The 13667-nt window shown below is 63.8% G+C and carries 1 protein-coding gene; it reads right to left on the reverse strand.

The features are described from left to right. Positions 1-44 precede the first annotated feature (44 nt). Positions 45-13667, reverse strand: a complete 13623-nt coding sequence (locus tag CAF73_RS19290) for a non-ribosomal peptide synthetase (RefSeq protein WP_085703518.1) — start codon at positions 13665-13667, stop codon at positions 45-47.

Here is a 13667-nt window from a genome sequence, read left to right on the forward strand (position 1 = left end):
TGCGCACAATGCGCACCGGCCCTCTCAAAAAGTTAAAGACCGGCTCAACCCGCCGACTGTTGCAGGCAATGCTCGACCAGCGCTTCCAGCTCGGCCTGATACTGCTGCATCAAGGTCTCGATGGTGCTTGGGCGGAAGCGACGGGTGCTGTACATGCAACGCATCGACAGCTTGCCGTCGAACACCTGACCGACAATTTCCAGCCAGTTGCCGAGGTTGGCATCCAGGCTGTAGACATCGCCGATGTGCTCGTGCGCCGGCATCAACATCGCCTGCTCGTCAAAGGTCTGGTCGAACTGTCCCAGATAGTTGAAGGTCAGCCGCGCCTGGGGCAACGCCGCCAGACGCTGTTGCACCGATGCATCCGCCATGTAGCGCAGCGCGCCGTAGCCGACGCCTTTCTGCGGCACAGCAGCCAACTGCTCGCGGACCGCCAGGATCGAAGCGCCAAAATCCTGCTCCGCCAACGGCGCCAGCCGCACCGGGAACATGGTGGTGAACCAGCCAAGCGTGCGGCTCAGATCCAGCCCTTCGACCAGGTCCTCACGACCGTGCCCTTCCAGTTGCACCAGCACCGACTCGGCCTCGCTCCAGCGACACAGCACACGACCGAGGGCAGTCAGCAGCAGATCGTTGATCTGGGTGCCGTACACCGCCGGCGCCTGTTTGAGCAGTTGCCCGGTGCGGGTGGCGTCGAGCCCCATGAACGCTTCTTCGCGAAAACGCACCAGGTTCTTGCCGCGCGGGTTGTCACACGGCAGATCCTTGCCCGGCTGATCCAGTTGTCCGAGCCAGTAATCCAGCTCTTGCCCGACCAGTGCCGGCACCTGCGCCGCCAGGCCATCGGCCCAGGCGCGATAGCTGCTGGTACGCTGCGCCAGTTGCGGCTCGCGACCCTGGCTGAACGCCTCGTACGCGAGTTGCAGGTCTTGCAGGAACACCCGCCACGACACCGCATCGATTACCAGGTGATGCACCACCAACAGCAAGCGCACCTCGCCGTCCGGCAGATTCACCAGCAGGCCGCGCATCAGTGGCCCTTCGAGCAGGTTGAGGCTGCGCTGCGCTTCGTTGACCAGTGCGTCGAGTTGCTCGATGTCGCTGATCTCACGCTGCCACAGCAACGGGTTGTGCTCGGCGATGCACAAGCTGTCCTGCAGCGTTTGATAGTGCTGCAACCAGCGGCCCTGATCCTGATAGAAGCGCAGCCGCAATGAGTCGTGCTGCGCCAGCATCAACCGCAGCGTCTGCTCCAGCGCCGGGGCATCCAGCGCCTGGCGCGATCGCAGCATCATCGCCTGGTTGAAATGATGCGGTTCGCTCATCCCCTCGGCGAAGAACCATTCCTGGATCGGCAACAGACCAAACGCCCCCGCCTGCGCTACATGACTGCTGTCGGCGGTCTGGCTCGAGCGCGCGACCGCTTGCTGGTCGAACAGGTTGCCAATGGTCTGGAAGCGCATCAGGTCGCGCAGCTTGATGTCCAGTTTCAGTTGCGGATGGTTCCGCGCCCGGGAAATCACTTGCAGGCTGAGAATCGAATCACCGCCCAACTCGAAGAAGTTGTCGCTGATACCGACCTGCTCCACTTGCAGGACATCGGCCCAGATCTCGGCCAGCCACGTTTCCTGCTCGTTGCGCGGCGCCTGATATTGATCGGCGCAAAACTCAGGCTCGGGCAGCGCCTTGCGGTCCAGTTTGCCGTTCGGCGAGATCGGCAGGCGTGCCAGACTCATGATCTGCAGCGGCACCATGTATTCGGGCAACTGTGCGCGCAACAGGGTCTTCAGACGCTCGCCGGCGTTGTCGTCGGTGCTGACCACATAGCCGATCAACTGTTTGCCGGAGACGCCGTCACGGGCGATGACCACGGCATCGGTGACACCGTCCTGAGCGCGCAGGCAGGCTTCGATTTCACCCAGTTCGATGCGGAAACCGCGAATCTTCACCTGATGGTCGGCGCGGCCGACGTAATCGAGGATGCCGTCATGGCGCAGGCGCACCAGGTCGCCGCTGCGGTACAGACGGCTGCCCGGTGCCCCGAACGGATCCGGCACGAAGCGCTCGGCGGTGATGGCCGCACGGCCATGGTAACCACGGGCAACCCCGTAGCCGCCGATATACAACTGGCCGGACAAGTCCTGTGGCAGCGGATTGAGATCGTCGTCCAGTACCCACAGCGAGCGTTGGCCGACCACTCGCCCGATCGGCGCATAGGCGGCAGCGCAGGCTTCATTGTTCGGCGCTTTCCAGAGCATTGGCGTGACCACGGTTTCGGTCGGGCCGTAACCGTTGGTGATGTACTGCGGTTGCAACACGCGGCGCACTTGCGCCAGGGTCTGCTCCGGCACCGCGTCACCCCCAAGGCAGTAAATGCGCACCTTCGGCACGGCCATGCCGCTGGCCTCGACATACTCAGCCACCTGTTTGAGGTAGGCCGGCGGGAAGCAGGCAATATCGATCGAACGGTTGAGCAAGGCGTGGCTGGTCTGCTCCGGTGTCCACAGTTCATGATCGCGCAGCACCAGCGTGCCGCCAAAGGCCAGCGTGGTCAGCCAGCGTTCATGGGCGCCGTCGAACGCGAACGACATGAAGTGCAACTCGCGCGTGCCGGCATCCATCTCGTACAACTCACGGATTGCCTGGCAATGCATGCTCAGCGGTCCGTGGGTCACCGCCACACCTTTGGGCAAACCGGTGGAGCCCGAGGTGTAGATCAGGTAGGCGAGGCTGTCATCACAGGTCTGTACTTGCGGGGCCGTGTCGGGGTACTGATTGCCGTCGAAAAGGTCGAGATCAAGCAATGGCAGGTTCGCCGGCAATGGCAAACGCTGGCTGGCGGCGCCACGGCTGATCATCTGACGCATGCCGGAGTCTTCGATCATGAAAGCCAGGCGATCGGCCGGATAGTCGATGTCCAGCGGCACATAGGCAGCGCCGCTTTTGAACACGGCGAGCAGAGCCACCAGTATGTCGAGCGAACGTTCCAGTGCGACACCGATCAGCACTTCCGGACCGGCACCCGCGGCGATCAAATGATGCGCCAGCTGATTGGCACGGCACTCGAGTTGCGCGTAGCTCAACTGTTCGGCACCACATTCGGCGGCAATGGCCTCAGGGCGTTGCGCGGCAATCATCGCCGGCAACAGCGCGCGCCGATGCACCGCCGCCGGTTCTGCGCCCCACTGTTGCAAGGCCTGCCATTGTGGCGCGGCCAGACGCTGCAGGTTGCCCAGACGCTCCGTCGGCTGCCGCATCATGCTGTGCAGCAACACTTCCATGGTCTGGCGGATCCGCTCGACCGCTTCGACACTGAAACGATCACGCAGGAACAGGTACTCGATGGAGAACTCTTCTCCCAGATGCACCGCCAGGTCCATCGGGAAATTGGTCACGTCATGGCTCGCCGAGGCGCCGAAGCGCAGGCCGCCCGGTGCCTGTTCCAGACGCTGGTCGATCGGGTAGTTCTCGAACACGATGATGCTGTCGAACAAGGCTTGCCCGCCCTGCCCCGACCAACGCTGAATATCCGCCAGCGGTGCGTGAGCATGTTCACGCAGATCGAGGTTATAGGCCTGCAGACTGCTCAGCCAGGCATTCAGCGGCTGCGCCGGATCGAGGGTCTGGATCACCGGCAAGGTGTTGATGAACAGCCCCAGCATGTTGCCGGCATTCGGCAACCCTTCCGGGCGCCCGGCCACGGTGGCACCGAACGCCACGCTGTGCTGACCGGTGTAGCGCTGCAACAACAGCAACCATGCGCCTTGAATCAAGGTGTTGGCGGTAATGCCCTGAGCCCGGCAATGCTGCTGCAACAAGGCGGTCTGCTGCGCATCCCAACGGGTGTACAACGCCTGGTGGCCGTGCTCGGCGGATTCATGACGCGGGTGCATCGCCTGGCTCAGCGCGGTCGGTTCCACCAGTGTCTGCAAGTGGCCGCGCCAGAACTGCTCGAGTTGCGCCGAATCCTGCTGCTGCAACCACGCGATAAAGTCGCGGTAACGACCGCTCTCGCCCTCGATCTGGCCGGTGGCGTAGTGCTGCAGGACCTCGCCGAACAACTGCGAACTGCTCCAGCCGTCCATCAGGATGTGATGGCTGGTCCAGATCAACTGGTACTTGTCGGCGTCCAGACGAATCAGGCGCGTGCGTTGCAACGGCATGCGATCCAGCTCAAAACCCTGAACCCGCTGCTGGCGGGCGAACTCGGCGAGTTGCGCCTCATCCATCGGCGTGTCCAGCGCTTGCAGGTCAACAATGCCCTGACGGTGGACGACCTGCACCGGTGACGCCTGGCTGTCTTGCCAGTGGAACGACGTGCGCAGGATTTCGTGACGCTGCACCACGCATTCCCACGCGGCACGGAAGCGTTCGATATCGAGGCCTTCGACCGACAGGTTGAGCTGGTTGACGTAAAGATCGTCGCCATCATCGGACAAGGTGTGGAACAGCATGCCCTGCTGCATCGGCGACAACGGATAGATGTCTTCGATGTCCGCGACCGGCACCGGCAAACCGTCCAGACGTGCCTGGTCCAGCGCCGCCAGCGGGAAGTCCGACGGCGTCAGGCCGTGGTTGCCCGGGGTCACGCAGTGTTCGATCAGCGCCGTCAGTTCACGCCCGTATTCATCGGCCACGGCCTGCACGGTCGCGGTGTCGAACATTTGCTCGCTGAAGCTCCACGACAGGCTCAGTTCACCGCCATACACCTGACCGTTGACCGACAGCCAGTTGCCCAGCGGGGCCTGTTCGCCGAGGTCACTGCCGGCGCTTTCGCCGGCCGGCAGGAACAGCGCGGCTTCGTCGAACTGGCTATCGAACTGGCCAAGGTAGTTGAAGGTGATTTTGGGCACAGGCAGCGCTGCCAGCGTCTCACGCGCCGAGGCATCGCCCAGATAACGCAAGGCGCCAAAACCGATGCCCTTGTGGGGAATCGCACGCAGTTGCTCCTTGATCTGTTTGATCGATTCAGCGAAACCGCTGGCCGGCGTCAGGTGTACCGGGAACACGCTGGTGAACCAGCCGAGGGTGCGGCTCAGATCGATATCGTCGAACAGGTCTTCACGACCATGACCTTCCAGCTGAATCAGTGCCGAAGCATGCCCGTTCCAGCGACTGATGACCCGCGCCAGTGCGGTCAGCAGCAAGTCGTTGACCTGCGTGCGATAAGCCGCCGGGGCCTGTTGCAACAATTGTCGGGTCAGCTCCGGCGCAAGGCGCGTCTGCACACTTTGCGCGTAGCGGTTTTCCAGGCTGCCGTCCGGATGTTCGCACGGCAAAGTGGCGGTCGCCCCGCGCAAGTGCTCACGCCAGAAGGCCTGCTCGTCATCGAGGCTGGCGGTGTGTGCCTGCAAGCGTTCGGCCCAGGCTTTGAAGGCGCTGGTCTTGGCCGGCAACGCGACCTCGCGCCCGGCCTGGATCTGGCTGAACGCGGTTTGCAGATCTTCCAGCAGGATCCGCCACGAGACACCATCGACCACCAGGTGATGCACCACCAGCATCAAGCGCTGAGTGTGATCCGGCAGATCGAACAACACACCGCGCAGCAGCGGCCCGTCGAGCAGATCGAGACTGCCCTGGGCCTGCTGACAGATCCCTTCGATGTCAGCCGAATCCGTCAGCGTGCGCTGCCAGAGCAGTTCCTGCACAGGCTCGGGCGGGCGGTGCGTGGCGGTCCAGCCTTCAGTCGTTTCAATGAACGACAGGCGCAAGGCATCGTGATGCGCAACCAGTGCCTGAAGCACCTGCGCGACGGTCCCGGCATGCAGAGTCATCGCCGGTTTGAGCAGCAGCGACTGGTTCCAGTGATGCCGCTCGGGGATCTCGCTGGCGAAGAACCATTGCTGGAACGGCAACAACGGCGTCGCCCCGCTGACCGGCCCCTGATCGATGCTCAGCACCGTGCCGCCCGATTGTGCGACCGCCGCCAGTGCCTGCACGGTCTGGTGCTGGAACAGATCCTTGGGCGTGAACTGGATACCGGCCTGCCGCGCACGGCCGACCACTTGAATCGAGATGATCGAATCACCACCCAGTTCGAAGAAGTTGTCCGTAGCGCTGACCCGCTCAAGGCGCAGGACATCGGCCCAGATCGTGGCGATGCGTTGCTCCATGTCATTGCGCGGCGCCACGTAGCTGTTCTGCATCAGGCTGGCGTCCGGTGCCGGCAGCGCCTTGCGGTCCAGTTTGCCGTTCGGGGTCACCGGCAGGTTCGACAGCACCATCAAGTGCGCCGGCACCATGTGCGCCGGCAGACTCTCCTTGAGGGCGTCGCGCACGCTGTCGCGCCATTCGCCCAGTTGTGCCTCCTCCACCGGCTGCGTCGGTACCAGATAGGCCACCAGTTGCTTGCCGCTTGGCCCGGTGTGCGCCAGCACCACGGCTTCACGCACCCGGCTCAACTCCAGCAGGCGCGCTTCGATTTCGCCCAGTTCGATGCGGAAACCACGGATTTTCACCTGATTGTCGACGCGGCCCTGATAGTCGAACACGCCATCGGCGCGTTCACGCACCAGGTCTCCGCTGCGGTACAGACGACCGCCCGGCGCCCCGAACGGATCGGGTACGAAGCGTTCAGCGGTCATCGCCGGACGATCCAGATAACCCCGGGCCAGTCCGGTGCCGCCCAGATACAACTCACCCATCACGCCCTGTGGCAATGCGTTGAGGTCAGCGCTGAGCACGCAGGTGCTGCGGTCGCCGATCCGCGTACCGATCGGCGCATAGGCCGCGCCGCACACGTCGCCGCGCCCGGCCTTCCAGATCAACGGGGTGACCACGGTTTCGGTCGGCCCGTAACCGTTGATGATGTGCTGTGGCGCCAGCGCCGCACGCGCCCGTTCGAAACTGTCGTTGGGCACGGCATCGCCGCCGAAACAGTAGATGCGCACCGCTGGCGGCTGGCCGACCTGTTCGGCGTGCTCGGCCAATTGCTGCAAGTACACCGGCGGGAACGCCGCCACCGTCACGCCGTGCTGTTGCATGGCGGCATAGGTCTGCTCCGGACTCCACAGACTGTCATCGCGCAGCAACAGCCGCGAGCCATGGGTCAGCGGGGTCAACCAGCGTTCATGAGCGCCGTCGAAAGCGAACGACATGAAGTGCAGCTCGCAATCGTCCGGGGTCATTTCATAGCGCTGACCGATCGCCTGGCAATGCATCGCCAGCGGTCCGTGTTCCACGCATACACCCTTGGGCTGGCCGGTGGAACCGGAGGTGTAAATCACGTAAGCAAGGTTTTGCGGGTGCACCTCGACCTGCGGCGCCACGTCTGGCCACTCGGCGGTCGGCAACGTGTCCAGATCCAGTGCGCGCAAACCGGTGCTCAGCGGCAACCGCGGGCGCAGTTGCGAATCGCTGAGCAACAGCGCGATGCCCGAATCTTCGATCAGATAGGCCAGGCGCTCGCGCGGATAACCGGCATCCAGTGGCACATAGGCGCCGCCGGCCTTGAGCACCGCGAGCAAGGCCACCAGCATCGATGGGCTGCGCGGCAGGGCGACGCCGACACGCACTTCCGGCCCGACGCCTTCATGGATCAGCACATGCGCGAGGCGGTTTGCCCGGCTTTCAAGCTCGGCGAAAGTCAACGCCTGATCGCCACAACGCACGGCTTCCCGTTGCGCCTGCTGCGCCGCGATCACCGCGATGCGCTGATGCACCAGCAACGGATCCGTGCACGGTTGCGCACGATTGCTGTCCTGCAGACGGCGCTGTTCTTCACCGCTGAGCAGGGTCAACGCGCCGAGACGCGCATTCGCCGACTGCACGAACTGCTCCAGCAACGAAGCCAGTTGCGCGTGCAAACGCACAATCGCCTGCGCGCTGAAACGGGCGGCGGCAAAGCTGTAATGCACCGACAGGGTTTCGCCGAGGTTGACCCCGACCGTCAGCGGGAAGTTGGTTTGTTCACGGGTGTCGACCGCGCCGAAATTCAGACCCAGCGACGAGCCTTGCTCCAGCGCTTCGGAGATCGGGTAGTTCTCGAACACCAACAGGTTGTCGAACAGGCCATCGCTGCCCTGCCCCGACCAGCGCTGGATATCGGCCAGTGGCGTGTGTTCGAAATCACGCAGGCCAACGTTGAGTTCCTGCACGGTTTGCAGCCACTGGCTGACCGTCAGTTGCGGCTCTGGACGGGCAATCACCGGCAGGGTGTTGATGAACAGGCCGACCTGCTGCTCGACCCCCGGCAGATTGGCCGGACGCCCCGACACAGTGGCGCCGAAGGCCACGGTCGATTGCCCGGTGTAACGTTGCAACAGCAACAGCCACGCCGCTTGCACCAGGGTGTTGAGGGTGACTTTTTGCTGACGGGCAAACTCGCTCAAGCGCAATGTGCCCGTGGCGTCGATCCACTGCTGATAGTGCCCGGTACCGCCCTCGGCGCTCGTCGACCGATCCGCCAGCCCCTGGGCCAGGCGGGTTGGCTCATCAAATTGAGCCAGACGCTCGAGCCAGAATTGCTCGCTGAGCTGACTGTCCTGACGCTGCAGCCAGGCGATGTAATCGCTGTAGCGGCCAATGGGCGCTGCAGGCACCTGCCCGGCATAGCGTTGCAGCACTTCACCGAGTAACTGCGAGTTGCTCCAGCCGTCGAGCAAAATGTGGTGGCTGGTGTAGAGCAGTTCGTGGCGGTCTTGCGCGGTGCGCACCACCACCAGGCGCAACAGTGGCACCTCGTTCAGATCGAACGGACGGTTGCGTTCGGCCTCGGCCAGCGCATCCAGCGCTTCGCCCGGTTGGCCGCGCCAGTCGTGAACGGTGAACGGCAGCGTGGCCGAGCGTTCGACGATTTGCAGCGGCTGAGCCTGCGCCCCGCCCCAGACAAACCGCGTGCGCAGAATGTCATGGGCCTCCAGCGCCGCTTGCCAGGCCTGACGGAAACGCTCGACATCAAGCCCTTCCACCGACACCCGCATCTGGTTGATGTAATCGCCCGAACCCTGTTCGTACAGGGTGTGGAACAGCATGCCCTGTTGCATCGGCGACAGCGGATAGATGTTGTTCACCGATGGCGGATCGGTGATCAGCGTATCGAGCTGCGCCTGAGTCAGGTCAGCCAGCGGGAAGTCCGACGGCGTCACACCGCGGTTGTGCGCCTCACAGCAATGGGCGATCAGCGCATTGAGCTCTTGTGCATAGTCGTCAGCCAGACGCTGGATCGTCGCCTGATTGAACATTTCGTGGCTGAACGACCAGCTGAGGCTGAGCTCACCGCCGTAGACCTTGCCGTTGATGTCCAGCCAGTTGGCCAACGGTGCCAGCGAACTCTGCTCGCGGCCGGTGCTTTCACTGGCGGGCACGAACAGCGCGGCCTCGTCGAACTGGCTGTCGAACTGCCCCAGATAGTTGAAGGTAATGCGCGGCACCGGCTGCGCGGCGAGCGTCTGCCGCGCGTGTTCGTCGCCCAGGTAACGCAGGGCACCAAAGCCCAGGCCCTTGTTCGGTACGCCACGCAGCTGTTCCTTGACCGCCTTCAGCGAGTCGGCCAGGCCCATGGCCGCGGTCAGACGCACCGGGAACAGGCTGGTGAACCAACCCACGGTTCGGCTCAGGTCGATGTCGTCGAACAGCGCTTCACGGCCATGACCTTCGAGCTGGATCAGGGTCGAGGCCTGACCGGTCCAGCGGCAGATCACCCGCGCCAGCGCCGTCAGCAGCAGATCGTTGATCTGCGTGCGATAGGCGGCGGGCGCCTGCTGCAACAGTTGGCGGGTCTGATCCGCATTCAGGCGGGTTTCCACGCTCACCGCGTGACGGTTCTGCAAGCTTGCCGCAGGGTTGTCACAAGGCAGATCGGCGGGCGCTTCACCCAACTGGCCGGCCCACCACGTCAGTTCCTGTTGCAGCTCTCCACCGGCGAACGCTTGCAGGCGTTGCGCCCAGTCCTTGAACGGGCTGGTCTTGGCCGGCAGTTTGACTGTCTGGCCGTTCTGCAGCTGCTCGCAAGCGTTCTGCAAATCTTCCAGCAACACGCGCCAGGACACACCGTCGACCACCAGGTGATGGATCGCCAGCAACAGGCGCTGGCTGCCATCGGCCACATTCAGCAGCACGGCGCGCAACAGCGGGCCGTATTGCAAATCGAGGCTGCCTTGCGCGGCGTCGCACACCGCTTCGATTTCGTCGGCGTGCTGCACGCTCGCCTGTTGCAGCAACGGCCGGTTATCCGGCGCGCGGTGCGTGGCCGTCCAGCCTTCGGCACCTTCGCTGAAGCTCAGGCGCAAGGCGTCGTGATGCGCAACCAGTGCCTGCAAGGCGTGCTCGAGGACATCGGCATCGACCGCTTGCGAAGGTTTCAGCAGCAACGACTGGTTCCAGCGCTGACGCTCGGGAATCGCCAGCTCGAAGAATCGTTGCTGGAACGGCAGCAACGGCGTGCTGCCGGTGACGGCGCCCTGCTCGATGCCGAACGCCGCGTCGCCACGCTGGGCGACCCGGGCCAGACCTTGCACGGTCTGGTACTGGAACAAATCCTTGGGGGTGATGCGCAGGCCGGCCTGACGTGCACGGCTGACCACCTGGATGGAGATGATCGAATCGCCGCCAAGGGCAAAGAAGTTATCCGTGACGCCCACCTGTTCCAGCCCGAGCACGGCTTGCCAGATCTCGCACAATTGCCGTTCGTTGTCGTTACCCGGCGCCAGATAGGTGTGCTGCTCCAGCGCTGCGTCAGGTTTGGGCAGCGCCTTGCGATCAAGCTTGCCGTTGGGGGTCAGCGGCAGTTTTTCGAGGAACAGCCAATGCGCCGGCACCATGTATTCGGGCAGGTGCTCGCGCAGAGCGGTCTTGAGCACTTCGCGCAGCCGCGCTTGTTCTTCGGCGTTACCCAGGGCAGCGCTCGGCACGATGCAGGCGACCAGTTGCTGACCGCTCGCGCCTTCCTGCGCCAGCACCGCCAGCTCGCGCACCGTGTCTTGTTGCAGCAAACGCGCTTCGATCTCACCCAGCTCGATGCGGAAACCACGCACCTTGACCTGATGGTCGATACGCCCGACGTATTGCAGGTTGCCGTCAGGCTGATAACGCGTCAGGTCACCGGTACGGTAGAAACGCTCGCCCGGAGCGCCGAACGGGTTCGGCAGATACTTTTCTGCGGTCAACGCCGGCCGGGCCAGATAACCGCGGGTGATGCCGGCACCGGCCAGGTACAGTTCGGCGGCGACGCCTTGCGGCACCGGTTGCAACTCGCCATCGAGGACATAGCTGGCGGTGTGTTTCAGCGGCCGGCCGATGCTCGGCTGGCCACCCGCCATGCGCCGTGTCCAGGTTGAATAGGTGGTGTCTTCCGATGGGCCGTACAGGTCGAAAACATGCTCGACCGTCGGTTGCGCATACAAGGTGTCGACCAGCGACTGCTTGAGCGGCTCACCGGCCAGATTGATGATGCGCACGCTCGGCGGGATCTCGCCGCTGCGTTGCAGGGCGGCAATCGCCGACGGCACGGTGTTGATCAGGCGCACCTGATCGCGGGCCGGCAACTGCGGCAACTCCAGCGCATTGCGGGCGATGATCAGCGAACCACCGTTGGCCAGAGTGACAAACAGCTCCCACACCGACAGGTCGAAACACACCGACGTCGAAGCCAGCACGCCTTGAATATCGTCGCGGCTGTACACCGATTGCGACCAGTCGATCAGCGCCAGTACGTTGCGATGGGCAATCGCCACGCCTTTCGGTTTGCCGGTCGAACCGGAGGTGTAAATCACATACGCCAGATTGTCGGCCGACACCCGCGTTTGCGGCGCATGCGCCGGATACGCGGCGAAATCCTCGGCGGCGTTGTCCATCAGCAGCACGTCGGTGTCCGCCGCTGTCGCCAGACTGGCGGCGACGTCCCGTTCGGTCAGCAGGCACAGCGCCCGGCTGTCTTCGAGCATGTAGGCGACGCGGTCGGCCGGGTAATCCGGGTCGAGCGGCACGTACACGCCCCCGGCCTTGAGCACGGCCAGCAGCGCGACCAGCAGATTCTCCGAACGCTGCATCGCCACGCCGACGCGCACCTCCGGACCGACGCCTCGCTCGATCAACGCATGCGCCAACGGGTTGGCCCGTGCTTCAAGCTCGGCATAGGTCAGATGCCGCTCGGCGAACGTCACCGCGCGTGCATTCGGGGTCTGCGCGGCCTGCCGGGCGATCAACTGATGAATGCACAGGTCGCTGGCAAACGGTGCGTCGACAGGGTTCCAGTCGTGCAGCAATACCTGCCGCTCACTGGCATCAAGCAACGGCAATTCGCCGACACGTTGTTGCGCATCGCTGACGATGCCCTTGAGCAACGCCTGCAAATGCCTGCCCATACGCTCGATGGAGGCGGCTTCGAACAGGTCCGTGGCGTAGATCAGCGAGGCCCACACGCCCTCCGGCGATTCGTGGGTTTCCAGGGTCAGGTCGAACTGCGCCGTGAGGCTGTCCCAGTTCACGCTTTCAACCGCCAGCCCCGGCAACTGCATGGCCTGCCGGGCCTGCCGCGCGCCACTCTGATGGTTGAACATCACCTGGAACAACGGGCTGCGGCTCAGGCTGCGTTCCGGCGCCAGGGCTTCGACCAATTGCTCGAACGGCAGATCCTGATGCGCCTGCGCGCCCAGCGCCGCTTGCCTGGCCTGGGCCAGCAAGGCGCTGAACGTCATGCTGCTGTCGAGGGTGGCGCGCAAAACCTGGGTGTTGACGAAAAAGCCGATCAGCCCTTCGGTTTCCGCGCGGTTGCGGTTGGCAATCGGCACGCCGATGCGAATGTCGTCCTGACCGCTGTAGCGATGCAGCAAGGTCTGGAACGCGGCCAGCAACAGCATGAACATCGTCACGCCTTCACGGCGCGCAAGGTCCTGCAGGCCTTTGCTCAACGCCGCGTCCAGCTGCATGTCCAGACGTGCACCGCGATAGCTTTGCACCAGCGGGCGCGGATGATCGGCCGGCAGTTCCAGCACGCCCGGATCCGAGCCCAGATGTTCGACCCAATAGCTCAATTGCCGCTCGCGCTCACCGGCGTCCATCCAGCTGCGTTGCCACTGGGCGAAATCGGCGTACTGGATCGGCAACGGTGCCAGCGTGGCCGGTGCGCCCTGACTGAACCCGGCATAGAGTTCGATCAGTTCGCCGACCATCACTTGCATCGACCAGCCATCGGAAATGATGTGATGTTGCACCATCACCAGAACGTGATCGTCCGGTGCCAGCCGCAGCAGGCAGACCCGCAGCAAGGTGTCCTGTTCCAGATCGAACGGGCGGGCAATCTCGGCTTCGATGGCCGCGCGCAAACGCGGCTCATCGACTTCGCCCTCCAGCTCGCGAACCTCGATCTGCAAGGCAAACGGTGCCTTGATCAGCTGAATGGCCCTGTCCTGATCACCTCGGGCAAAGCCGGTGCGCAGACTTTCGTGACGCTCGATCAGCGTATCGAAACTGCGCTGCAGCACCGCCATGTCCAGGGCGCCGCGCAAGCGCAACGCCGTGGGAATGTGGTACGCCGCGCTGTCCGGCTCCATCTGCCAGAGAAACCACTGCCGCTCCTGGGCATAAGACAAAAGCAGCGGTTCACCTTCGGCGCGCCGGAAAATCGGCGCGATGCCATAAAGGTTAATGCCCTGTTTGCCCAGTAGAATCGCCAGCGCCTTGCGTTTCTCGGGAGAAAGCGCGCCTACCGATTCAATCAACTGCTGCAT

The organism is Pseudomonas sp. B15(2017) (assembly GCF_002113215.1).
In the GTDB taxonomy this organism is placed as follows: Bacteria; Pseudomonadota; Gammaproteobacteria; order Pseudomonadales; family Pseudomonadaceae; genus Aquipseudomonas.